The sequence below is a fragment of the Bradyrhizobium cosmicum genome, assembly GCF_032290525.1.
GTDB lineage: Bacteria > Pseudomonadota > Alphaproteobacteria > Rhizobiales > Xanthobacteraceae > Bradyrhizobium > Bradyrhizobium cosmicum_A.
In genome coordinates, this window is sequence record NZ_JASXTA010000001.1 from 149,214 (window position 1) to 171,595 (window position 22,382).

Consider the following 22,382-nt stretch of genomic DNA (forward strand, 5'->3'; position numbering starts at 1 on the left):
CGATGGGCGAGCGTTCAACCATGCCGCTGATCGAAGTCGCCGATCTCGGCGTCCGTCTCAACACCAGCCGCGGGCCGGCGCAGGCCGTGCGTGGCGTCAGTTTCGCCCTGAAGCGCGGCGAGACGCTGGGGCTTGTCGGCGAGTCCGGCTGCGGCAAGTCCGTGACTGCGCTGTCATTGATGGGGCTCTTGCCGGACAGCGCCGTCGTCAGCGGCAGCATCAAGCTGGAGGGCGAGGAGCTCGCCCGGCTTGCCGACGCGGATTATTGCCGGCTGCGCGGCAACCGCATCAGCATGATCTTCCAGGAGCCGATGACCGCGCTCAACCCGATGCACACGATCGGGCACCAGGTGGCCGAGCCGCTGCGGCGCCACAAGAAATATTCTGCGGCGCAGGCCCGGCGGGAGGCGATCGCCTTGCTCGACCGCGTCGGATTGCCGGACCCTGCAAAGCGCGTCGATGCCTATCCGCATCAGTTTTCCGGAGGCCAGCGTCAGCGCGTTACGATCGCGATGGCGCTCGCCTGCGAGCCGGACCTTCTGATCGCGGACGAGCCGACCACCGCGCTCGATGTCACCATCCAGGGCCAGATTCTAGACCTTATCGCCGATCTCGTCGAGGAGCGCGGCATGTCGATGATCCTGATCTCGCACGATCTCGGCGTCATCGCCGAGAACGTGCAGCGCATGATGGTGATGTATGGCGGCACGGTCGTCGAGAGCGGTCCGACCGACGAGGTATTCCGCCGCATGGGCCATCCCTACACGCAGGGCCTGTTCCGCGCCCGCCCGAAGCTCGGCGCGCGCAAGGGGACGCGGCTGACGACGATCTCGGGCACGGTGCCGGAGCTCGCGGATCTGCCGTCCGGCTGCACCTTCGCCGATCGGTGTCCGCTGGTGGTCGAGCAGTGCCGGCTCACGCTTCCACCGATGGTGGAGGTCGGACCCGCTCACTTGGTGCGCTGTATCCGGACGGACGTCTCCATGGCCGAAAATGTCGGAGCACTGTCCGCATGACCGCCGCGCCTCTTCTCGACGTGAAGGATCTGGAGCAGCGCTACGCGCTGCCGCGCGAGAGCCTGTTCCGGCCGCCGGGGCAGGTTCGCGCCCTCAACGGCGTCAGCGTACAGCTGGCCGCCGGCAAGAGCCTCGGTATCGTCGGCGAGTCCGGCTCTGGAAAATCAACTTTTGCGCGCGTTGTGATGGCACTGGAACGGCCCACCTCCGGCCAGGTCGCGCTGCTCGGCCAAGACCTCAACCGCATCTCCGCGGATGCTCTGCGCCGCGCCCGCCGCGATTTCCAGATGGTGTTCCAGGACCCCTATGGGTCGCTCGACCCGCGCCAGACCATCGCGCGCATCGTCGCCGAACCGCTCACCGTGCTTGATGGCGCCGACCGCAATACGTTCCGGGAACGCGTCGCCGCGGTCCTGCGGCAGGTCGGCTTGCGCGATGCCGACATGGACAAATACCCGCACGAATTCTCCGGAGGCCAGCGCCAGCGCATCGCCATCGCGCGCGCTCTGATCACGCAGCCGAAGCTGATCGTGGCGGACGAGCCGGTCTCGGCGCTCGATGTCTCCGTGCAGGCCCAGGTGCTGAACCTGATGCAGGACCTCCAGGAGCAGTTCGGCCTCAGCTACGTCCTGATCAGCCATGATCTCGCCGTGGTCGATTATCTCTGCGACGAGGTCGCAGTGATGTATCTCGGCCGCATCGTCGAGCAGGGGCGACCGGAGGATCTGTTCGAGCACTGCGCCCATCCCTATACGCGGGCGCTGCTCGATGCCGTGCCGCGGGCGCGCGCCGCCGGCGGCCGGCGCCGGCGCGGGGCCCAGGCGATCGCCTCGCAATCGGCGACTGCAACGGGGTGTCCCTATGTCGCGCGCTGTCCGCTCGCCGACCAGCATTGCCGCGAAGTCCTGCCTGAGCTACGCAGGGTGGGCGAAGCGCATCTTGCGGCCTGCCACAAGGCGGAAGCCGTAATGGCGTTGCCGCAAGCGGCCGCGGGGGGTTAGGCTCTGGCGCAGGATTGGCGTAGACTGGGACTTGAGAAGGCAGGGGAGTTACGCATGTTCAGGAAACTATCCATCGTCGCACTCACTGCCGCGTTGGTCGCGGCGCCGCTGCCGGTGCTGGCACAAAGCAAGAAGGACAGCGTCGTCATGGCGATGGCGCTGGAGCCGCCGGGGCTCGATCCCACCAATGCAGCCGCTGCCGCGATCGCCGAGGTGACGCTCTACAACGTCTACGAGACCCTGACCAAGGTCAACGAGGACGGCACCGTCTCTTCCCTGCTGGCTGAGAGCTGGACTGCTTCGCCGGACCTGAAGACCTACACGTTCAAGCTGCGCAAGGGCGTCAAATTCCACAATGGCGAGCCGTTCGACTCCGCTGCGGTGAAGTTCTCGTTCGAGCGCAATGGGCTGCCGACCAGCACCAACAAGGACAAGAGCCTTTTCCAGGGCTTCGAGTCCGTTGCCGCGCCCGATGCCGACACGGTCGTGATCGCCCTGAAGAATTCCGAGCCGAACCTGCCGTTCCAGATGGGACAGGCGAGCGCCTCGATCGTCGAGCCGAAGAGTGCACCGACCAATGTCACGCAGCCGGTCGGCACCGGACCCTATCAGCTCGGTGCCTGGGCCAAGGGCTCCTCGATGACTCTGACCAAATGGGCCGACTACCGCAACGCCGCCGCGATCAAGCTGTCGAAGGTGACGATTCGTTTCATCTCCGATCCGTCCGCGCAGACCGCAGCGCTGCTGTCGGGTGACGTCGATGCGTTTCCGCGCGTCTCGGCCCAGCGCACCATTGCGCAGTTCAAGGCCGATCCGCGCTTCAGCGTCCTGGTCGGCGGCTCCCGCGCCAAGACCATCGTCGCCATCAACCACCGCAAGAAGCCGCTCGACGACGTCCGCGTGCGTCGCGCCATCCTCGCCGCGATCGACCGCAAGGCCATGATCGACGGCGCTGTCGACGGCTTCGGTACGCCGATCGGCAGCTTCTACGTGCCGGGCGCGCTCGGTTTCGTCGATACCACCGGCATCAATCCCTACGATCCCGAGAAGGCCAAGAAGCTGCTCGCAGAAGCCGGTGTCACCACGCCGCTTGAACTGTCGCTCAAGCTGCCGCCGCCGTCCTATGCGCGGCAGGGCGGCGAAATCGTCGCAGCCCAGCTCGCCAAGGTCGGCATCATCGCCAAGATCGAGAACGTCGAATGGGCACAATGGCTGTCGCAGGTGTTCGCCGGCAACGGTCCGCACAATTTCGACCTCACCATCATCAGCCATGTCGAGCCGTTCGACCTCGTCAAGATCACCGAGCCGGACTACTATCTCGGCTACAACAACGAAGCCTTCAACGCGCTCTACAAGCAGATCGTGTCAACGCCCGACGAGGCGCCCCGCGCAAAGCTTCTCGGCGACGCCCAGCGCATGCTGGCCACCGACGCCGTCTCCGCCTACCTCTACCAGCCGCAGTTAATCACCATCACCAACAAGAAACTGAAGGGCGTCTGGAAGGACGTGCCGCAATACGAGAACGATTTCTCGACGTGGTATTGGGAGTAGGGGGCGCTCGATCGAAGCGCCCGTCCAGCGTCACTTCGCCGAACACCGCGGGCACCGGGACGCCGGCGGCGCGCACGGCGCGGATCATGTGTATCTCGTGTCGGACGAGCAAATGAGAGACGCCGGCCTTGAACAGCTTCACGACCTGACCGGGCGCCCAGGCGTAGGCTTCGGAGAAGGCGCCTTCACCGACTTTCCCCCAGCGATCCCTGCATACCCGTACTCCGCCGTGCAAATGAAACCACCGGCGGCGGGAAAAAACCTGCCGTCGCGAGAGCCGCCGGACAGTATGATGGCCTTTCAACCTGCAGAGACCTTCGTCCACTCGGCCCATCGCTGACCCTGATGCGACCCAGCTAAATGTTCGTTGACAGGCGCAGACCGGACGTTTGCGGGTGAGAGCCAGACTGTAAATGGAGCGTCACCGCCGCCGACTTGGCTCGGTCGCACCTATTTTCGGCGAAACGAGTCCAGCATCGCCTCTATGATCTTGCGACCGCGGGCGCGGGTTCTTCTTTGATCGGTCGATGTCGGAAGCATGATCGAAAGCTCGCAAATTACGGCGTCAAGCATGTGTCCAAGCAGGTCGATATCGTCAAAGATAAGCTCGCCTTCGCGCTTGAGGACCTTCAAGGTCGCTTTCAGAAGCGCCATCGGAAACTTTTCTTCGATCTCGGCGAAGCGGGCATTACCTAGAACGACCGGGCCTTCCTGAACCACAATCCGCGAATAAGCAGGCTCGATCGAAACATCAAGGTACGCATCGACGCCGGTGTAGAGCCGGTCCCACAGTTTCGCCTTTCCCTTGGAGATTTCTTGCACCCGTGCAGCGGCTTCGGATTGCAGTGAAACGACAACGGCATCGAACAGGGCCTTCTTGTCCTCGAAGTGGTGATAGAAGGCGCCACGGGTCACTCTTGCGGCCCTGGAAATCGCCTCGATGCCCGCGGCTTGATAACCCTCGCGCGCGAAAATTTCCCGGCCCGCAGCCAGCAGGGCCTGCCGGGTGGCTTCCGCATATTCCTCGCGCCTCGTTCGCGGATCATTCGACGATTTATCCATGATGGCTACATACGGCTTGACATGTAATATACAAAATGAATATGAAATACTTAAAGTATGTGAAATATAGAGGGTATGCGAGAGGAGGCGCTGAATGGACGGGAACCAAATGTTCAACCTGGCGCAGCAACTGGCGGTCGCAAAGAGCCGGCAGGACGTTGCGGCCGCACTTGCGCTGCTCGACAAGGATATGCTCCTTGAAGGACCCGCGTTCGGCACTCGTGCGAGAGGGCTCGCAGAAAACGAGGCGGCGCTCACCCGGTTTTTCAAGTCCTTTCCGGATTACGAGGTCACACTCTCTGGCCATGCCAATGACAGCGAGACGCTGGTTTGCTGGGGCGAGGTTCGGATGACCCTGACCGGGGATCGTTTCGGCGTCACTCCCAACGGAAAGCGCGCAGAGCTTCCGGTCTTCATTCGCTTCACCTTCCGCAACAATCTGATTGCGAGCGAATATTTTTTCTTCGATCTCTCCGCCCTGTGCGAGCAGTCGGGGGTCTCGACGGATCAGGTCCGCCGACGGCTCTTCGGGGCTCCTGCCACTGCCGCCTGAGCCGCCAGTCCCTGTTACGCGCCTTAAGGATGATTTACGATGGATCCTCGCATAAAACCCGTTGCCGACATCAAGACGGTGCCATTGTTCGACATCGTGGTCGATCTCAACCCGCGTCTTTTCTTTGGCGAGACGCCGGTCGGCCGACGGGTGCTTTTCGGCGCCGCGGGTGGAACGTTCACTGGAGAACGCGTGCGCGGTGACGTTCTTGCGGGCGGCGGCGACTGGGCGTTGTTTCGGCCCAATGGGGATATGGCGCTGGACGTACGCCTGACGTTGCGGACGCACGACAATGAGCTGATTTACATGACCTATAGCGGGCGCTGGATAACGCCACCCGAGGCAAGGACCGACATGGCCGACCCCGTCAGGCGGTACAAAGTCGATCCCTCCCGTTACTATTTCCGTACGCAACCATTGTTCGAGACGGGTTCAACAGCTTACGCCTGGATGAATGACATCGTGTGCGTTGGAACCGGATATCTTGTGGAGGGCGCCGTCGCTTACAGGATCTTTCAGATTGTCTGACGTGATCGCAAGCGAGGGCTCGGCAGCTCGTTTTCCCGATTTCAAGTTGCCGCACAGGCTCGTGGCTGAGGGGCTCGGGACATGCTTCCTGCTTATCGCCGTGGTGGGCTCCGGAATCCTCGGCGTTCGACTGGCGCAGGGCAACACGGCTGTCGCGCTCACTGCCAACGCACTCGCGACGGCCGCGGCGCTCTATGCCTTGATTGAATGGTTGGGCCCCTTGTCCGGGGCTCATTTCAATCCCCTGGTCACGGCCGCGCTCGTCATTAGGGGCGATTTGTCCGTTCGAACGGGGGCTGCATACGTTCCTGTTCAACTCGTCGGTGCCGTGGCGGGCGTCGGCATGGCCAATGCGATGTTTGCGGCGCCGGTCTTTTCCTTATCCGTGAATGACCGAAGCGGGTTTTCCAATCTGTTGAGTGAGTTCGTCTCAACGTTCGGGCTGCTTGGGGCGGTATGGGTCTGTTCGCGGCTTCGGCCGGCGTCGGTCGCCGGCGTTGTCGCGGCTTATATCGGCGGTGCCTTCTGGTTCACGGCCACCGATTTTGCCAATCCAGCCGTGACCATCGCCCGCGCGTTCACCGATTCTTTCGCCGGCATAAGGCCGCAGGATATTCTCGGCTTTATCATGGCCGAGGTCCTTGGCGCCGCTGTCGCGATCGTTGTTTTTCGCTGGTTGTTGCCGAGCGAAACGCCGATTGAGACTTCGGACCCAAACTTAAGCGATGCTCGGAGTGTTCTTGGCGCAGAGATCCGCCCGAACCGCCCCGCCGAACAGCCTGCATCAGCGGTGAGCTTACCAAGCAAACGTGCCACCGATGCGGCCGTTGATTGAGCCCGCGCAAGCCGACGCCGACGGTTGGCAATGGCTACCAAGTTGTTGCCGACGCGCATTGGCCGCATCAAACTGCCCATCCACCGCCCCAGATACACCGGCAGCGACGTTGGTCACGCGGCGCTCGTTACCGGCAGAACCGACCGAAACGGTATTGGTAGCCGAAGTCACGGAGCCGATGGCAAGGCTCACGCCTCAGGTTGACCGGGTGCACAACGTTACGGAATTTCCGATAATGCCACTATGCCCCTGTTTTGCCCGACGGGTCAAACAGCAGAGATGCCCGTTGCCGCGCATTCGACCTTGCTGGAGAGCGCAGCGACGCCGGTAGACACGGGGGGCACTTGGGTGAGGGTCTGTCTCCGTCTCGCGCACTGCCCGCGTAAGTCTTTGATTTTCCAATTCCCGGCTACTGTGCATGGGGTTGTTTTCGCAGTTTTTGTTTTAACTACGCCCGTTACGCCGCCGCAGGCAGATCCGGATCGGCGATGGCGCCTGCGACGCGGACGCGGACGCGTAGCGCGTTCCCGGGCAAATAGGCGATCGGCATGTCCTCGACATCGACGGTCTTGAGACTGTCGCGGGCAGCGCCGGCCTGGACGGCACGCTCGGCCGCGATATCGCGGGCGGCCGCGATCGCGTCGTCGCGGCTGAGGTCGCGGAACACCTGGTCGGCCTCGCCGCTGACCTGCGCGATCGCGGCACCCACGGCATTGGCGCAGTCGCCGTGCGGCACGCGCACGATCTCGGAAATGCCGGGCAGGTGGTCCGGCACCAGGAACGCGCCGCCGCCGACCGCGAGCAGCGGCACGTCGCCGGCTTCGGTCTTCATGCGGTCGATGTCTTCTTCCAGCTTGCGCCAGGCATCGCGCATCGCGGCCTCGATCAGGCGCTTCGGCAGATTGGCGACGCGGCTGCGGTCGCCGATCTCGATCAGGTCTGCGGCCACCGCGATGTCGGTGGCGGTGAGGCGCGAACCGCCGAACACCAGTGCGTCCGACGTCAGGCGGTAGCCGACGCTGAGCGGGCCGACGCGGACCGGGTCCTCGTCGACATGACTGCCGCCGCCGAGCCCGATCGACAAGAGATCGGGCATCCGGAACAGCGTGCGGACGCCGCCGACTTCGACCACCGCATTGGCCTCGCGCGGAAAGCCGTGCCTGAGCTGGCCGATGTCGGAGGTGGTACCGCCGACATCGACAACCATGGCGTCGTCGAGGCCGGACAGATGCGCGGCGCCGCGCATCGAATTGGTCGCGCCCGAGGCAAAGCTCATCACAGGGAAGGCGGTGGCGATCTCGGCCTGCATCACGGTGCCGTCGTTCTGGGTCAGGAACAGCGGCGCATCGATGCCGCTGTCGGCGATCGCCTTGCGGAAGGCGGCGACCGTGGTGATGGCGAGATCATGCAGCGAGGCGTTGAGCAGCGCGGCATTCTCGCGCTCGAGCAGGCCGATCCGGCCGAGATCGTGCGACAACGTGACTGCGACGTCGGGACAGATCTCGGCGAGGATTTCGCGGGCGGTCGTCTCGCAGGATGGATCGAGCGGGGAGAAGCTCGAGCACACCGCGACCGAGCGCAGGCCCGCATCCTTGATTTTTCGCGCAGCGGCCTTGAGGCCGGCGGTGTCGAGCGGCATGAATGGGCGGCCGTCGTAGTCGTGGCCGCCCTCCAGCATGAAGATGTCGCCGTTGACGAGCGAGGCGAGGTCGGCCGGCCAATCGCAGAACGGCGGCAGCGAGGCGCTCGCGGGCATGCCGATGCGGATCGCGGCGATCTTCTGGACGTGGCGGCGCTGCACCACCGCGTTGATGAAATGCGTGGTGCCAATCACGACCGCGTCGACCTTCAACGCGGCGGCCGGCTCGGCGCGCAGCGCTTTCAGCGCGTCGAGGATGCCCGAGGTCACGTCGGCCGTGGTCGGGCGCTTGACGGAATGGACGACCTTCTCGTCGACGATCAGCACCGCATCCGTGTTGGTGCCGCCGACGTCGATGCCAATGCGTTTCATGGGATCCTAAGCTCCGGCCGCAGCGGGCGAGAAGAGGGAACGGAAATCGAGGTCGTAGCCGAAGGCGCGCGGGCCGACGAATTCGAGGCCGCGGGGGCTCGTCAGCACCGGCGGCGCGGGTAGCGCCACGACGGTGACCCGCTGACCGTAGCGAATAGTTTCGGTGCCGATGCCGTGGCCGTTGACACTGTCGAGCACGCAGATCAGGTCCGGCGACGTCGCGATCGCCTGCTGGTCGCGCCAGGCCACGATCCATTCGTTCTGGAATGAGAGCTTGAGCTTCGTGCCGCGATCGGCATCGCTGCCGTCGACCATCGCGGTTCCGCGCAAGAATCCTTCGGTCGTGCGCCGGGCGACGTCGACGATCTTGCCGGTGAATAGTTTCTTGCCGCCTTCGGTCGAAAGCAGCGCGGCGATCGGGTCCTCGTGACGGCGGTTCGCCTCCTGCACGGCGCGGCCGATGCGGATCGCCTTGCTGGTGGTGAAGTGGATGCCCCAGTCCTTGACCTCGCGCCCGGTGCGCGGCGCCTTGCTGGTGGAGGCGATCGAGCCCATCTCGACGCAGATCTTGCGGCTCGCCCGCTCCATCCATTTCCAGGTGGGCACTTTCGTGACCACGGCTTCGATACCGCGGGGATCGTAGAGCGTGCAGGGATAGGGGCGCAAATCACCGATCGCGACCGAGGTCATCTGCGCCTCGGGAAATGCGCGGCCCATGCAGTCGGCGTCCACCACGGGAATGCCGAGATGGGCGGCCGCCATCAGCGCCTGCACGCCGTTGCCGCCGCCGATCTCCACCGACATCACGGCGCGGAACTTGATGCCGTTGATCTCTTCCTGCATCCGCACCGCACGCGCGATGTTGCGGCTGTCGGCGAGGCGTTCCTGCCCGACCAGCGGCGCACCCATGTTGGAGACCACGGCGACCCAGTCGTCGTCGCCGAGGTCAAGCGGAGACATCAGTTGTACGCGATGGCCCTCGGCATAGAGCCGCCGCAGGTTGAGCAGGCCGAGATAGGGGCTGCCGCCGCCGCCGGTTCCGAGAATCCAGGCGCCGACCGCGAGCGCCTCGATCTCCTCGAGGCTGATCGTCTTCAATTCCATTTTGCTCACGACACCAGCTCCTCGACGATGCGGGCCGCGGCGGCGATGCCGAGGATGACAGGACCGGGATAGGCGGTGCGCACGCGCGCCTTGTTGACGCTGGTGTAGCTGATGCAGTCCATCACTACGAGATCGGGCTCGAGGTCGGCCATCGTGCGCGCGGCTTCGTCAACCGCGGCATCGTCCGAGCCGGGGCGCAACGTGATGCCGACCACCTCGACGCCGTCGCGCTGCCATTTCTTGTCGATCAGCGCGGTCTGCTCGGGAAGCGGCGAGAACACGCCGAGCCGGCCCTTCGGCAGCACGGCCTCGACGAGATTGTGCAGGATGGCCGAGGGCAGGATGACGAGGCCGTCGGCCGCGAGATTGGGGAATTTGCCGGTGCACGCCATCAGCGTCACGCCGACGCCCTCGTGCTTGAAACGAATGATCTGCTGGCTCGCGCGCCGCTCGACCTCCTTCTTGCTGATGGTGACGCCGTCGCCGTTCGGCAGCAGCGTGAACAGCGTGTCGTAGCCGTCCATCGGCGGAATGGCGTCGATCTCGGCGCGGCTCATGCCGTCGAGCGCGCCGCGCAGCTCGATCTCAATACCGGGCGAAAGCACGGCGGCGATCTCGGAGGCGACGGTCGGGCGCGGGCTCTGGCCGATCACGACCACCCCGATGCGCTGGTGCTTCAGTGGCATGTTCATGTCTAGTCCTTCAAGACGACGAGATCGGCCGGCGTCCATTCGAGCGTGACACTATTGCCGGGAGCGAACAGGTGGCTCGTGCCTGCGTTGGGCTGTTGCACGAGGACGCGATGGCCGCCCTCCAGCGTGATGCGGTAGAGCACGGCGCCGCCGAGGAAGTTGGTGTTCTCGACGATGCCGTGGGCGGAGCTGCCGGCTGCGGTGACGTCGCTGTGTGGCGAGAGGCGAATCTTCTCCGGGCGTAGCGCCACCGAGAGAACGCCGGTGCCCTGCGCCTCGGCAGGCGGCAGCGTCAGGACCAGGCCCTTGCCGACGTCGAGCACTGAGGCAGTGGTACTCGTCGTCGTGCGCTCGCCACGAAAGATGTTGGTGTCGCCGATGAAGTCGGCGACGAAGCGGGTCGTCGGCTTGTTGTAGATCTCCGTCGGCGTGCCGACCTGCTCGACCCGGCCGCCATTCATCACGGCGATGCGGTCGGACATCGCCAGCGCCTCTTCCTGGTCGTGAGTCACGAAGACCAGAGTCAGGCCGAGCTTCTTCTGGAGCTGCTTGAGCTCGAACTGCATTTGCTGGCGCAGCTTCTTGTCGAGCGCGCCGAGCGGCTCGTCGCAGAGCAGGACGCGCGGCGCGATCACGATGGCGCGTGCAAGCGCGACGCGTTGCTGCTGGCCGCCGGAGAGCTGGGCGGGACGGCGATCCTCGAGGCCGGACAGCTCGACCATGGCGAGTGCCGCCTTCACCTTGGCTGCAATGGTTGCCTTGTCCAGCCCGCGCATGCGCAGGCCGAAGGCGACGTTCTCGGCGACGGTGCGATGCGGGAACAGGGCGTAGTTCTGGAACACCATACCCATGTCGCGCTTGTGCGCGGGCACGTGGGTGATGTCGGCGCCGTCGACGCGGATCGCGCCCGCGCTCGGCGTCTCGAAGCCGGCGATCATGCGCAGCGTCGTGGTTTTGCCGCAGCCGGACGGGCCGAGCAGGGAGAAGAATTCGCCCTGCCGGATGTCCATCGCGACCGCGTCCACCGCGCGCACGCCGCCGTCATAGACCTTGCTGACTCCGGCGATCTCGATCGATGCGCTCATGCGCGGAAGATCCGGTTGACGCGCTGGTCGATCTCGTCCTTGCGCTCGTTGTACCACTTCCAGTCAACCTGGATCAGCTTCGAGACCTTCTCGGGCGTGGTGAGCAGCTTGGCGTCGTATTTGGCGTCGAGCTTCACCTTCCTGTTGGCCGGCGAGTACCACACGGTCTCCGCAAGCCGCTTCTGTACCTCGGGGCGGAGCATGTAGTTGACGTAGGCGTTGGCGAGCTCCTTCATCTTGCTGCCGGGCGTGATGGTCAGCACCTGCTCGAGCGACAGGACGCCTTCGCTCGGCGCGACGAAGTCGGTCGGCTGGTTCTGTCCGTCGTAGCGGTAGATGCCGGAATCGTGGATGACGCAGAGGCCGACCTCGCCCGACAGCAGCATCTTCTCCATCGCGCCGGTGAAATCGACGATCTTGATCGGCTTCAGCTTCTCCAGCGCCGCATAGGCCGCATCGAGATCGAGCTGGCCCTTGCCGAACAGCGTGCCGCACATCATCAGGAAGGCCTGGCCGAGGCTGTTGACAGGGATGACATAGCCGCCGCGCACGCCGTTGTATTTCGCGTCCCACAATTCCTTCCAGGAGGTGATGGAGCCATAGCCCTTGTCGGTCCGCAGGCCGAGGCCGATGGCGCTGGTGAAGATCGAGACGCCGACGATCTTGTCGCTGATCGCGTAGGGATAGACGTCGGCGAGGTTCGGCACCAGCTTGGGATCGATCTTCGGCTCGACCAGACCCATTTCGGCCGCGGCCCACTGCTCGTTCGAATTGGTGTGCATCACGTCATAGATCGGCGCGGAGCGCGAGCTCGCCTGGAGTTTCGGCAAGTACGGGAAGGCGGAATCGATCTGGAGCTTGCACTTGAACTCGCTCTCGAAGGCGGGGCCGATCTCGGCCTTCATGATCTCGCCCCACTTGCCGCCCCAGCCGGTGATGCGCAGCGTCGGATCGTCGGCGCGCGCGACATAGGGCGCGGCGATCGTGCCGATGCCGAGCGAAGCACTCGCGGTCAGAAAGCGGCGGCGGCTGAGCCGTGAGGATTCCATCATGTCTCGATTCCTTATGGCAATGAGCGGTTACAATTTGACGTAGGAGCGCAGGCCGACCGTGCGGTCGAGCCCGATGACGACGACAAAGGCGAGCACGATCGAGACCACCGAGGCGGCGCCGATGGTGCCGTCGAGATCGAATTTGAGATAGTTGAACAGCGTGACCGGCAGCGTCTCGTTACCCGGACTGACCAAGAACAGCGACACCGGAAACTGATCGAACGAGACGATGAAGGCGAAGATCGCGCCGGCCAGCACGCCCGGCTTGATCAGCGGCAGCGTCACCTCGAAGAAGGTACGCAAGGGACTGGCGCCGAGATTTTGTGCGGCTTCCTCGAGGCGCAGGTCGAAGTTGTGAAGTACTGCGAGGGTCGTGCGCACCACATAGGGCAGCGTCACCAGCGTGTGGCCGGCGACGAGGCCCCAGGTCGGCCGTCCTACGTCGAGCAGCACATAGGCCTGGAACAGTGCAAGTCCGGTCAGGATCGCCGGCAGCATCAAGGGCGAGAGCATGGTCGCCACGATCAGCCGCGTGCCCGGCAGATTGCCGCGGGCGAGCGCCAGCGCCGCGGAGGCGCCGAGGATCGTGGCAGACACCGTGGTGAGGGCCGCGACTTCGAGGCTGAACCAGAGCGCATGCATGAAGTCGCGTGAGGCGAAGAACTTTTCGAACCAGCGCAAGGACACGCCGACCGGCGGAAACTGGATGAACGGCGTCGGGTTCAGGGCGAACACGACGACGATCGCGATCGGTGCCAGCAGGAAGACCAGGATGGCGGCGTTGACGGCGAGATAGAGATAGCGGCCGTAATGCCGAGGGACGGCGGCCGTGCGCAGGCGCGCTGCTCGCTCGGCTGCCGCGAGTGATGGGCTGTGCGGTGTGGAGGTGCTCATCGCCGGCCTCACTGCAATTCGCGCTGGCCGGAGACGAGACCGAGCGCGCGGTTGTAGGCGATGACGAGCCCGAGCGAGATCACGAGCAGGACAATGCCGAGCGCGGCGGCGAAGCCGACGTTGAAGTTCGCGGAAATCTGCTGGTAGATCAGGATCGGCAGCGTCATGATCTGGAAGCCACCGAGCAGGATCGGCGTGACGTAGGCGCTGATCGCGAGCGCGAACACCAGTAGCGAGCCGGCGAGGATGCCGGGCAGGCTGAGCGGCAGCGTCACCTCGAGGAAGGCGCGCAGGGGGCTGGCGCCGAGATTTTCCGCGGCCTGCTCCAGCCGCTCGTCGATGCGGCCGATCACGCCGGTGAGCGTCAGCACCATGAAGGGGACGTAGATGTGGACGAGCCCGATCACGATGCCTGTCTCGCTGTACATCAGCTTCAGGGGCTGGCCGATCAGGCCGAACGAGATCAGGGTCTCGTTGATCACGCCCTTGTCGGACAGCAGCGTCATCCAGGCGAAGGTGCGCACCACGATGCCGGTCAGCATCGGCGCCAGCACCGCCATCATCAGCAGCGCGTGCCCGGTGCGGCTCCTGATGCGCGCCATCCAGTGCGCCAGGGGATAGCCGATCGTGAGCGCGACCAGCGTGGTCACGAGCCCGATCCGGATCGTGGTCCAGATCACCTCGAGATAAAAGGGATCGCCGATCATGCGGGCGTAGTGACGCGTGGTAAAGGCGACCTTCGGCATCACCACCGGATTGCCGGTGAGCACGCTCATGGTCGCCATCAGCCCGATCGGCAGGAAGAAGAACAAGGCAAACAGCAGCGCGCTCGGCAGAATGAAGAGCGCCAGGGCGTTGGGGCGCTGGATGGCGATGCTGCTCATCGCGTCCCCGTCTTTACGCGTGCGGTGTCCTGATCGAGCGGATCACCGGTCAGTCGCCTGAGCTTTGCGGCCATGGCCGCGAGCTCGCGGCGGACATTGGCGCGTTCGGCGACGGTGGTCGCCTGCACCGAATAGGACACCGCAATCCCGATCATCTCGCCGGTTTCGCCGCTCTTCAGCGCAAAGCCTTGTGAGCCGACGCCCTCAATGGATTCGTCCGCTGCTTCCGAAATGCCGGTGCGGCGGATCTCGTCCATGCGCGCCATCAGCTGCTTGAAGTTCTGCGGAGAGTTGCGCGGCAGTTTTGGATAGGTCGCGGGCACCCGCGCGCGGATATCCTCGTCCGACAGGCGCGCCAGCATGGCGCGGCCGTTCGAGGTCGTAAGCGCCAGCGTGCGCTGGCCCGGCGGATTGACGACGCGCAGGGGATTGGAGCCCGGCACGATTCTCAGCACGACCTGCTCGTAGCCGTCGAGCACGGCGATGTAGCCGGTGTGACCGGTGCGGGCGCAGACCTCGCGCAGCTCGCGCTCGGCCATGCTGATGAGATCGTCATGGGCGCGGTGCAGCCGGCCGAGCTCGAAGGTGAGCAGACCCGGCCGGTAGCGGCGCGTGTGCGGGTCCTGCTCAAGCAGGCCGCAGTCGCGCAAGGACCGCAACAATCGCGAGGTCGAACTCTTCGGCTTGCCGGTCAACGTCATCACGTCCGCGAACGACAGATCGGGCCGCGCACTGGAGAAGCAGTGCAGGATCTCGATCGCGTTGATGAGAGCGCTCATGCAGGTTGGTCCAAGAGGTTCCAAATTTCGGAACTTAGTCCCAAATTCTAGGCCTGACGCGGAAACGGGCAAGCGGAAATTTCGCGCAGGCTGGCGCCCGATTGCGCAGCTGCGGCGGAAGGTCGCTTGTTGGAATTTCAAAGACGGCGCACCGCGGTTCGGCGCTGCGCCGCTTCTTGTGGAATCAGGCCACTTCGGCGGCGACGTTGCCGATCCAGTCGCGGGCCAGCGTCACGTCGGCCTGCGACAATTGATGGCCCGCCGGCAAGATCTTGTGATCGACCTGCGCGCCCGCCTCGGAAAGCAGCGATGCGAGCCGTGCCGAATTGCTCGGCGGGACGATCGGATCGGCCTGTCCGGACAACAGCAGGATCGGCTTGCCTTCGAGCTGAGCCTTCGGTGGATCCGACAGCGGCACCATGGCGCGCAGCAGGATCGCGCCTGCGAGCACGTCTGGCCTGAGCAGCAACAGCGCGGCTGCGATGTTGGCGCCGTTGGAGAAGCCGACCGCGACCGGCGCGGCGATGCCATATTTCTGCTGCGCTTCAGCGACGAAGTCGCCGAGTTCGAGCGCGCGACGGCGCACGTCGTCCTCGTCGAACACGCCCTCGGCGAGGCGGCGGAAGAAGCGCGGCATGCCGTGCTCCAGCACGCGGCCGCGCGGCGAGAGCAGGGCAGCGCCGGGCGAGATCATCTTGCCGAGCCCGAGCAGATCGTTCTCGTCGCCGCCGGTGCCGTGCAGCAGCAGCAGCGGAGGGGAGCCCGCGTTGGTCGCGGGCTCGAAGCGATGGATGAATACACTCCCGGTCATGACACGCTCTCTTCCAGGTTCGGCAGCACGCCCTCGATCTGCTTGCGCTGCGCCTCGAGGAAGCTCGGCAGCTTCAGGTCACGTCCGAGCGTCGCGACGGGTTCATCGACAGCGAAGCCGGGGATGTCTGTCGCGATCTCGAACAGCACGCCGCCAGGCTCCCGGAAGTAGATCGAGCGGAAGTAATTGCGGTCCCGCTGCTCGGTCGGGTGCAGGCCGTGATTGGAGACAAGCTTCTGGGCCATCTTGCCCTGCTCGGCGTCGTCGGCCGCGCGGAAGGCGATGTGGTGCACGGAGCCGCCGCCCTGATGCCCGCGCAAAAAGCCCTTGGCCTCGTAGATGTCGACGATGCTGCCTTCGGCGTCGCCCGGCGCTTTGAAGCGGATCACCGAGCCTTCGCGCGCCGTCTCCTCGAAGCCGAACACGTCGGTGAGGACGGCAGCCGTCTTCGCCGCACTGTCGAGCAGCAAGGTCACGCCATGGAAGCCGCGGATCGCATGCTCTGGCGGGACGTCGCCATTGCTCCAGCCGGGCTCGTTCTCGGCGCCTGATATCCCGACCAGCGCCAGCGCCATGCCATCGGGATCGGTGAACGGCAGCACGGATTCGCCGAAGCGCCTCTCCAGCGCCTCGTAGGCGATGCCCTTCTCGGTGAAGCGCTGGGTCCAGTAGCCGAGCGAGCGCTGCGGCACGCGGAACGCGGTCTGATGGGTCTCGCCGACGCCGCGGCGCCCGGCCGGCACGCCGGCCCAGGGGAAGAAAGTCAGGATGGTGCCGGGGCGACCGGTCTCGTCGCCGTAGTAAAAGTGATAGGTGCCGGGATCGTCGAAATTGACCGTCTTCTTGACGAAGCGCAGGCCGAGATCGCGGCTATAAAAGCCGAAATTGCGGATGGGATCGCCGGCGATCGCGGTGACATGGTGCAGTCCAGACATTTTCGTCCTCCAGAATTTGAGCGGTCTTGCTCTCTGGCTGGAAATATCGTTCCGCTTTGGATTGGAGACAATCCATGCAAATATGACGTCTATGTCTACGATTTGGAACCAATCGGGCGGGGCGGGCCTTGGATAAGGTCGCCAGCCTCCGGGCCTTCGTGAAGGTGGTAGAGAGCGGCAGCTTTGCCGAAGCCGGCCGCCAGCTGCGGCTGTCGCGCTCGGCGATCAGCAAATACATCGCCGACCTCGAGGAGAGCCTCGGTGTCCAGCTGCTGAACCGGACCACCCGCCACGCCAGCCCGACCGAGAACGGCCAGCGCTATTTCGAACGCGCGGTCGTGATCCTCTCGGAGATCGAGGCGGCCGACCAGGCCGTGACGCAGGCGCAGTCGGCGCCGCGGGGACTGTTGCGCATCAACGCGCCGATGTCGTTCGGAACGATGCGGCTCGGACCCGTGCTAGCCGATTTCATGGCGCGCTATGGCGAGCTTCAGCTTCAGATCGTGCTCAGCGACGATCTGCTCGATCCCGTCCAGGACGGTTTTGACGTGACGCTGCGGATCGCGGAATTGGAGTCCTCGAGCTTGATCGCGCGAAAAATCATGCCGGTGGCGCGCATGATCTGCTCCTCGCCGGATTATCTGGCGCGTCACGGCACGCCAAAGCACCCGCAGGATCTACGCGAGCATGTTTCGCTGACCTATGGTTTCCTGCTCACCGGCAATCAATGGAAGCTGACAGGCGCCGACGGCGATCACTGGATCCAGCCGGCCTGGTCGCTCTGCGTCAACAACGCCGAGGTGCTGCGCGACGTCGCGATCAAGGGCAGGGGGCTCGCGCTGCTACCCGAGTTCATCGCCGCCGACGCCTTGAAGAAAGGCGAGCTGCGCACCGTGCTGGACGATTATTCCGCCCCGCCGCTCGCGCTTTATGCCGTCTATCCGCCGACCCGGCATCTGTCGGTGAAGGTGCGGCTGTTCATCGATTTTCTGGTCGAGCGGTTTGGCCGCGAAGACGGGGCCGTCGCGCGCAAATCCGCTGCGGCTAACTGACCGGACGCTGCTCGGCGGGTGCGAGCAATTCGTCCAGCGCGCTCATCGAGGCCTGCTGGAGCGCGACGAGCTCGCGCGCGGCGTTTTGGCATTCGGGCGGGGACATCGAGGACGCTGTCAGCTCGACCTCGCGGCAGCGCTCGGACAGGCGGACGAGGCCGAGCGCGCTTGCCGCGCTGCCGAGCTGGTGCGCGGATCGGGCGAGCTGCATGTGATCTCCGGCCGCGGCGGCTTTGGTGATATCCGCGATCAGTTTGTCGCTGGTCTCCTGCAGCAAATGATGCAGCTTTGCGATCCGCGTCGGCCCCAAAAGTCCTTTCTGGTCGTCGAGGAAATGCCGGTCGATCAATGCGCCTGCCGCGAGCTGCGCTGCGGCGGGCTCGACATCTGGATCATCCTCGATCGCCTCGCGCAGCGCATTGATCAGGATCGGCTTGCTGACGATCTTGGCGATGCCGGCACCGGCGAGCCGCTCGCGGGCACGGCCGGACACGTCGGCCGTCACCGCGATGATGCGCGGCATCTTCGGCAGACCGAGCTTGCCAATGTGTGCGGCCGCCTCCACGCCGTCCATGTCGGGCATGTGCAGATCCATCAGAATGATGTCGAACGCCTGATCGCGGGCGAGAGTGACGGCCGAGGCGCCGTTCCTGGCAATCGTGGCGCGATGGCCGAGCCGGTTCAGGATCGCTTCGCCGACTTCGCAATTGACGGGATCGTCGTCGACCAGCAGCACGCGCAGCTGCCGGGACAGCGGCGGAGGCGCACCCTGCGCGATACCGCTCGCGGCGCAGCCGAGCGGCACCTGAAGCGTGAACGTGCTGCCAGCGCCCGGCGTGCTCGCCACCGTCAGCTCGCCGCGCATCAGGCGGGTGAGGCGCCGCGCGGTCGCAAGTCCAAGGCCGGTGCCGCCGAACCGCCGCGCGATGCTGTCGTCGGCCTGGACGAAATCCTCGAAGATCCGCTCATGCATGTCGGGCGCGATGCCGATGCCGGTGTCACGAATCGTGATGCGGAGCAGGACCTGCTCCGCGTCCTGTGCAGCCGTCGCATTCAAACCGATCCCGCCGCGCGGGGTGAACTTGATCGCGTTGCCGATCAGGTTGAGCAGGATGCGATTGAGCCTGACAGGATCGCCGTGGACGAAGGTGTTGAGTGCCGGATCGCAGGCAAGGTCGAACGTCAGGCCCTTGCCGAAGGCCTGCGGGCGCATCAGGTCCGTGGCCGTCTCGATGAGCTGGTCGAGACGGAAGTCGCGCGTCTCCAGCGTCTCGGTGCTGGCCTCCAGGCGGGCATATTCGAGCACCGCATCGACCAGCGCGATCAGCATTTCCCCCGACGCGGCCGCAGTCGCAAGGTGGCGCCGCTGCGCTTCGCTGAGGCTGCCGTCGTCGAGCAGTTGCAGCACGCCCATCACGCCGTTCAGCGGCGTGCGCAGCTCGTGGCTGACCACGGCGAGAAAGCGCGATTTGGTCTCGTTGGCGGCGACCGCAGCGCTGCGCGCGCGCTCGGCCGCGTCGTGCTCGGCAAGGGCGTGGTCGCGTGTCTTCTCGAGCTCGGAAGTCCGCTCGATGACCTTGCGCTCGAGCGTCGCGTAGGATTCACGCAAGTGAGCGGCCATCCGGTTGAACTGGTCGCCGAGCGCCTCCAGCTCGTCGCCGGTCCTGATCGCGAGCCGCAGGCCGAGATCGCCGCTGCCGATCCGCCGGGCGCCCTGCGTCAGGATCTGGATCGGCACGGTCATGCGCCGGCTGAGCCAGAGAGACACCAGGACCGCACCGGTCAGCAGAATGACCAGCAGAAACGTCGAGCGTCCGACCGATGCATAGATCGGCGCGTAGGCCTCGCTGAGCGGCAGTTCGACGAAGACCAGCCAGCCGAGCGAGGGGACCGTCGCATAGGTCGACAGCACGCGCTGACCGGACAGGTCTTGCTTGACCAGGCCGCCCGAGGGCGGGCCTACACCATCGAGCGCGGAACGCACGTCGGGCTGCCCGGAGAGATCACTGCGTTGCAGCGCGCGCCACAGATCGGGATGCGCGATCAATATCCCCATCCGGTCGACCACATAGGCTTTGCCGGTATTGCCGACCCTGATCCCGGCAACGAGATCCCAGATGAAACGCAGATTGACCTCGGCGACGATCACATTGGGAGCGCGGCCGGTTGCGCGCGTGGCAAGCGCCATGAACGGCTCGGTGTCGCCGAAAAAGTAGACGGGACCGTAATAGGCCCGGCTTTCATTGGCGCCGCGGAAGGCGGGCGAAGCGGAGAGATCGGCGTTGCTGCCCATCCTGTCCGCGACCCGGCGCGACACCCGCACCTGCTCGCGGCCCTGCGCATCGATTTCGGCGATTTCCGCTATCGGGGGCGAAAGGCGCAGCAGACGGATGGCGTTCAGGCGCTCGTCTTCGTTCGTCGACAGCTCCGGTGGCAGGCGCGAGAGCCATCTGATTTGGTTTTCGATCTGGCCGATGAACTGGCCGATCTGAATGGCCGCGCTTGCTGCCTGCTCGCGTTGGGTCGCTGCGAGAAGCTGCTTCTGCTCGCGATAGGAGAACCAGACGTCGAATCCGGTGTTGATGGCGAGGGCGGCAAAGGCAAGCGCAACGATCGAGTAGAGATATTTTCTGAACAGCCGGCCGGAAGGCGTCCGCAAATGTCCCTGGTCGACCTGCTCGTTCACTCGCGGATCTCGTCGGCACGCGCGAGGAGCGTGAAGGGAATGGTCAATCCAAGCGAGCGGGCGACCGTGCGATTGATCAGCAACTCGTATTTCCGCGGCGACTGCACCGGCAGATCGCCAGCCTTGGTTCCGCGCAGGATGAGATCGACATAGTCGGCGGAACGCACTTCGAGCGTCGGCCCGTAGCTCATCAGCCCGCCCGCATCCATGAAATAGTGGAACGGATAAATCGTGGGAACGCGATATTTTGCCGCCGACGCCACGGCCGCCTGCCGGTTGACCACGAGGAAGCTGTCGACCAGCGCAACCATCGCCGCCTTGGGCGGCTCGGAAAAGCGCCTGATGGCTTCGTCGATGTCCGTTGGCGCGTTGACGGGCGCGGGGACCGCAGACACTCCGGCCGCCGCGGCCTCCTGCTCGATCGAGTCGAGCAAGAAGCGACCGCCGCGAGGGGTGGTCGCCGGGTTGAAGAGGACACCGACGCGGGCGATATCGGGCACGGCTTCCCGGATCAGCTGCAGCCATTTGCCGCCCATCTCGGCGGTGCTGTTGGTGAAGCCGGTGACGTTGCCGCCGGGATGCGCAAGGCTTTCGACGAAGCCGTTGCCGACGGGATCGTTGGCGGTCGCGAACACGATCGGGATGGTCCGGGTGGCTGCCAGGACGGCCGCGGTTTCGATCGTCGAGCCGGTCAGGATCACGTCCGGCTTGAGGTCGAGCAACTCCTGGACCGCGGTCTTCAGCCTGTCCGGTGCGCCGAAGGTCGAGCGGAGTTCGAGGCGGAAATTGACGCCTTCGACCCAGCCTCGCTGCCTCAAGCCGACGACGAGGCCGCCCAGGCGGGACGTCGGGCTGTCCGTCATGCTCCGCCTGGTCAGTTCGTCGTCGAGCGGCAGTGCCGTCAGCGAGGCAACGATCCGTATGCGATCCGACGTTGCGCCGAGCGCAAGCCATCCTGCGGCGGTTGAACCCGCGAGGCGAATGAAGCCGCGGCGATCGACCGTGAACGCGGAAGGCCGTTCGGTCATGGAATTCTTTGCACGATGGTCCGTCCCAAACCGGATGCTTAACGCGAAAGGGCGGTGTCCACAATTGATGAAAAATTGCACCTATGAATGTTCATTCGCAGCATTCGGCAGTCCGATACCGTATTGTTGCCCGGTCACCGCGCCAGCGCCGGCGGTCGTGCGCAAGTCGTCGCGGTTTCGCAGCACGGCTAGCGTCGCAGCGTGAACTCGTCCGGCTTGCGCCGGTGTTCCCATTTCGCCTGCTCCAGCTCGGGCTGCTCGCATTCGATCTCGGGATAGCCGATGCAGAGATAGGCGATGAATTTCCAGGTATCAGGCACGTCGAGACTGGCGCGAATGCGATCCGGATGGAGGATCGATACCCAGCCAAGCCCGATGCCTTCGGCGCGTGCGGCCAGCCACATCGCGGTGATCGCCGCGACCACGGAATATTCCGTCGTCTCCGGCATGGTGGCGCGGCCGAGGCCGTGACCGATGTCGCTGGCCTTGTCCGCGAATACGGCGAGGTGGCCAGGGGCCTGTTCGAGACCCGACAGTTTGAGCGTGGCATAGCGTGCCGCGCGTTCGCCGGCATAAGCATTCAGCGCATCGGCGTTGCAGGCCTTGAAGTCGTCGATCACGGCGCGGCGGCGTGCGGCATCATCGACGGTGACGAAACGCCAGGGCTGGCTGAGGCCGACCGAGGGCGAGAGACAGGCGGTGTCGATCAGGCGATCGATGGCGCCCTCCGGCAGCGGGTCGCTGCGAAAGCGCCGCACGTCACGGCGCCACACGAACAGCTGGCGCAGGTGCTGGCGAAAGGTGTCGTCGAACTCGACCATGA

At 65.0% G+C, this 22,382-nt stretch carries 21 protein-coding genes; 7 read left to right on the forward strand and 14 right to left on the reverse strand.

Features of this window, described 5'->3' with window-relative positions; translation table 11 throughout:
- The first annotated feature begins 2 nt into the window (after window positions 1-2).
- Genes QSV46_RS00665 through QSV46_RS00675 form a run of 3 tightly spaced genes read left to right on the forward strand, consistent with a single transcriptional unit; the run spans window position 3 to window position 3,568 of the window.
- Window positions 3-1,016: an ABC transporter ATP-binding protein gene (locus QSV46_RS00665; RefSeq protein WP_314944981.1), complete on the forward strand. Its 1,014-nt coding sequence runs from the start codon at window positions 3-5 to the stop codon at window positions 1,014-1,016.
- Entirely contained in the window at window positions 1,013-2,017 is a 1,005-nt protein-coding gene (locus QSV46_RS00670) for an oligopeptide/dipeptide ABC transporter ATP-binding protein (RefSeq protein WP_314944984.1), read from the forward strand. The genes QSV46_RS00665 and QSV46_RS00670 overlap by 4 nt, the downstream gene beginning before the upstream one ends.
- Before the next feature lie 54 nt (window positions 2,018-2,071).
- On the forward strand, window positions 2,072-3,568 hold the full coding sequence (locus tag QSV46_RS00675; RefSeq protein WP_314944985.1) for an ABC transporter substrate-binding protein: 1,497 nt from the start codon (window positions 2,072-2,074) through the stop codon (window positions 3,566-3,568).
- A 450-nt stretch (window positions 3,569-4,018) separates the two neighbouring features.
- Here the strand turns inward: QSV46_RS00675 and QSV46_RS00680 are convergent, their stop codons facing one another.
- Window positions 4,019-4,630: a TetR/AcrR family transcriptional regulator gene (locus QSV46_RS00680; RefSeq protein WP_314944986.1), complete on the reverse strand. Its 612-nt coding sequence runs from the start codon at window positions 4,628-4,630 to the stop codon at window positions 4,019-4,021.
- Window positions 4,631-4,724: 94 nt separating this feature from the next.
- Between QSV46_RS00680 and QSV46_RS00685 the strand changes: the two genes are divergently transcribed.
- The 3 genes from QSV46_RS00685 to QSV46_RS00695 are packed head-to-tail and all read left to right on the forward strand — an operon-like array spanning window position 4,725 to window position 6,546.
- Window positions 4,725-5,183, forward strand: coding sequence for an ester cyclase (locus QSV46_RS00685; RefSeq protein ID WP_314944987.1), 459 nt, complete (start codon window positions 4,725-4,727; stop codon window positions 5,181-5,183).
- Between the two features lie 39 nt (window positions 5,184-5,222).
- Entirely contained in the window at window positions 5,223-5,711 is a 489-nt protein-coding gene (locus tag QSV46_RS00690; protein ID WP_314944989.1) for a DUF3237 domain-containing protein, read from the forward strand.
- 1 nt (window position 5,712) lies between these two features.
- On the forward strand, window positions 5,713-6,546 hold the full coding sequence (locus QSV46_RS00695) for an MIP/aquaporin family protein (RefSeq protein WP_314946436.1): 834 nt from the start codon (window positions 5,713-5,715) through the stop codon (window positions 6,544-6,546).
- 457 nt (window positions 6,547-7,003) lie between these two features.
- Here the strand turns inward: QSV46_RS00695 and QSV46_RS00700 are convergent, their stop codons facing one another.
- The 10 genes from QSV46_RS00700 to QSV46_RS00745 all read right to left on the reverse strand — a co-directional run bounded on the left by QSV46_RS00700 (window position 7,004) and on the right by QSV46_RS00745 (window position 16,793).
- Window positions 7,004-8,557 carry a hydantoinase/oxoprolinase family protein gene (locus QSV46_RS00700; protein ID WP_314944991.1) on the reverse strand — a complete coding sequence of 518 codons (1,554 nt, stop codon included), beginning with the start codon at window positions 8,555-8,557 and terminating at the stop codon, window positions 7,004-7,006.
- A 6-nt stretch (window positions 8,558-8,563) separates the two neighbouring features.
- Window positions 8,564-9,670 (reverse strand): DUF917 domain-containing protein, encoded by a 1,107-nt coding sequence (locus QSV46_RS00705; protein WP_314944993.1) that lies wholly within the window; start codon window positions 9,668-9,670, stop codon window positions 8,564-8,566.
- Entirely contained in the window at window positions 9,667-10,353 is a 687-nt protein-coding gene (locus QSV46_RS00710; protein ID WP_314944995.1) for an AroM family protein, read from the reverse strand. Before QSV46_RS00710 ends, QSV46_RS00705 begins: the two co-directional genes overlap by 4 nt.
- A 2-nt stretch (window positions 10,354-10,355) precedes the next feature.
- Complete coding sequence (locus tag QSV46_RS00715; protein WP_314944997.1) at window positions 10,356-11,438, reverse strand: ABC transporter ATP-binding protein; 1,083 nt, start codon at window positions 11,436-11,438, stop codon at window positions 10,356-10,358.
- Window positions 11,435-12,490, reverse strand: coding sequence for an ABC transporter substrate-binding protein (locus QSV46_RS00720; RefSeq protein WP_314945000.1), 1,056 nt, complete (start codon window positions 12,488-12,490; stop codon window positions 11,435-11,437). The genes QSV46_RS00715 and QSV46_RS00720 overlap by 4 nt, the downstream gene beginning before the upstream one ends.
- 27 nt (window positions 12,491-12,517) lie before the next feature.
- Window positions 12,518-13,384 (reverse strand): ABC transporter permease, encoded by an 867-nt coding sequence (locus tag QSV46_RS00725; protein WP_314945002.1) that lies wholly within the window; start codon window positions 13,382-13,384, stop codon window positions 12,518-12,520.
- Between the two features lie 8 nt (window positions 13,385-13,392).
- Window positions 13,393-14,268: an ABC transporter permease gene (locus QSV46_RS00730; protein ID WP_314945006.1), complete on the reverse strand. Its 876-nt coding sequence runs from the start codon at window positions 14,266-14,268 to the stop codon at window positions 13,393-13,395.
- Window positions 14,265-15,047: an IclR family transcriptional regulator gene (locus QSV46_RS00735; protein WP_314945008.1), complete on the reverse strand. Its 783-nt coding sequence runs from the start codon at window positions 15,045-15,047 to the stop codon at window positions 14,265-14,267. Before QSV46_RS00735 ends, QSV46_RS00730 begins: the two co-directional genes overlap by 4 nt.
- Window positions 15,048-15,231: 184 nt before the next feature.
- Window positions 15,232-15,858 (reverse strand): alpha/beta hydrolase, encoded by a 627-nt coding sequence (locus QSV46_RS00740; RefSeq protein WP_314945009.1) that lies wholly within the window; start codon window positions 15,856-15,858, stop codon window positions 15,232-15,234.
- The gene (locus tag QSV46_RS00745) at window positions 15,855-16,793 is read right to left on the reverse strand and encodes a ring-cleaving dioxygenase (RefSeq protein WP_314945011.1); all 939 of its coding nucleotides are present in this window, start codon (window positions 16,791-16,793) and stop codon (window positions 15,855-15,857) included. The genes QSV46_RS00740 and QSV46_RS00745 overlap by 4 nt, the downstream gene beginning before the upstream one ends.
- A 128-nt stretch (window positions 16,794-16,921) precedes the next feature.
- Between QSV46_RS00745 and QSV46_RS00750 the strand changes: the two genes are divergently transcribed.
- On the forward strand, window positions 16,922-17,845 hold the full coding sequence (locus QSV46_RS00750) for a LysR family transcriptional regulator (RefSeq protein ID WP_314945013.1): 924 nt from the start codon (window positions 16,922-16,924) through the stop codon (window positions 17,843-17,845).
- On the opposite strand, the gene QSV46_RS00755 is transcribed toward QSV46_RS00750, so the two are convergent.
- From QSV46_RS00755 to bluB, 3 genes are all read right to left on the reverse strand, one after another.
- Window positions 17,838-20,531, reverse strand: coding sequence for a hybrid sensor histidine kinase/response regulator (locus tag QSV46_RS00755; RefSeq protein ID WP_314945016.1), 2,694 nt, complete (start codon window positions 20,529-20,531; stop codon window positions 17,838-17,840). The two genes, QSV46_RS00750 and QSV46_RS00755, sit on opposite strands and share 8 nt — an antisense overlap.
- A complete protein-coding gene (locus tag QSV46_RS00760; protein WP_314945018.1) occupies window positions 20,528-21,559 on the reverse strand; it encodes an ABC transporter substrate-binding protein in 1,032 nt (343 codons plus the stop codon). Before QSV46_RS00760 ends, QSV46_RS00755 begins: the two co-directional genes overlap by 4 nt.
- 188 nt (window positions 21,560-21,747) lie before the next feature.
- The gene (gene bluB, locus QSV46_RS00765) at window positions 21,748-22,380 is read right to left on the reverse strand and encodes a 5,6-dimethylbenzimidazole synthase (RefSeq protein ID WP_314945020.1); all 633 of its coding nucleotides are present in this window, start codon (window positions 22,378-22,380) and stop codon (window positions 21,748-21,750) included.
- Window positions 22,381-22,382: the final 2 nt, after the last annotated feature.

Coding starts and splice junctions, on each gene's coding strand:
- QSV46_RS00665 (WP_314944981.1), top strand. CDS start 3: ATGGGCGAGCGTTCAACCATGCCGCTGATCGAAGTCGCCGATCTCGGC.
- QSV46_RS00670 (WP_314944984.1), top strand. CDS start 1,013: ATGACCGCCGCGCCTCTTCTCGACGTGAAGGATCTGGAGCAGCGCTAC.
- QSV46_RS00675 (WP_314944985.1), top strand. CDS start 2,072: ATGTTCAGGAAACTATCCATCGTCGCACTCACTGCCGCGTTGGTCGCG.
- QSV46_RS00680 (WP_314944986.1), bottom strand. CDS start 4,630: ATGGATAAATCGTCGAATGATCCGCGAACGAGGCGCGAGGAATATGCG.
- QSV46_RS00685 (WP_314944987.1), top strand. CDS start 4,725: ATGGACGGGAACCAAATGTTCAACCTGGCGCAGCAACTGGCGGTCGCA.
- QSV46_RS00690 (WP_314944989.1), top strand. CDS start 5,223: ATGGATCCTCGCATAAAACCCGTTGCCGACATCAAGACGGTGCCATTG.
- QSV46_RS00700 (WP_314944991.1), bottom strand. CDS start 8,557: ATGAAACGCATTGGCATCGACGTCGGCGGCACCAACACGGATGCGGTG.
- QSV46_RS00710 (WP_314944995.1), bottom strand. CDS start 10,353: ATGAACATGCCACTGAAGCACCAGCGCATCGGGGTGGTCGTGATCGGC.
- QSV46_RS00715 (WP_314944997.1), bottom strand. CDS start 11,438: ATGAGCGCATCGATCGAGATCGCCGGAGTCAGCAAGGTCTATGACGGC.
- QSV46_RS00720 (WP_314945000.1), bottom strand. CDS start 12,490: ATGATGGAATCCTCACGGCTCAGCCGCCGCCGCTTTCTGACCGCGAGT.
- QSV46_RS00725 (WP_314945002.1), bottom strand. CDS start 13,384: ATGAGCACCTCCACACCGCACAGCCCATCACTCGCGGCAGCCGAGCGA.
- QSV46_RS00730 (WP_314945006.1), bottom strand. CDS start 14,268: ATGAGCAGCATCGCCATCCAGCGCCCCAACGCCCTGGCGCTCTTCATT.
- QSV46_RS00735 (WP_314945008.1), bottom strand. CDS start 15,047: ATGAGCGCTCTCATCAACGCGATCGAGATCCTGCACTGCTTCTCCAGT.
- QSV46_RS00740 (WP_314945009.1), bottom strand. CDS start 15,858: ATGACCGGGAGTGTATTCATCCATCGCTTCGAGCCCGCGACCAACGCG.
- QSV46_RS00745 (WP_314945011.1), bottom strand. CDS start 16,793: ATGTCTGGACTGCACCATGTCACCGCGATCGCCGGCGATCCCATCCGC.
- QSV46_RS00760 (WP_314945018.1), bottom strand. CDS start 21,559: ATGACCGAACGGCCTTCCGCGTTCACGGTCGATCGCCGCGGCTTCATT.
- bluB (WP_314945020.1), bottom strand. CDS start 22,380: ATGGTCGAGTTCGACGACACCTTTCGCCAGCACCTGCGCCAGCTGTTC.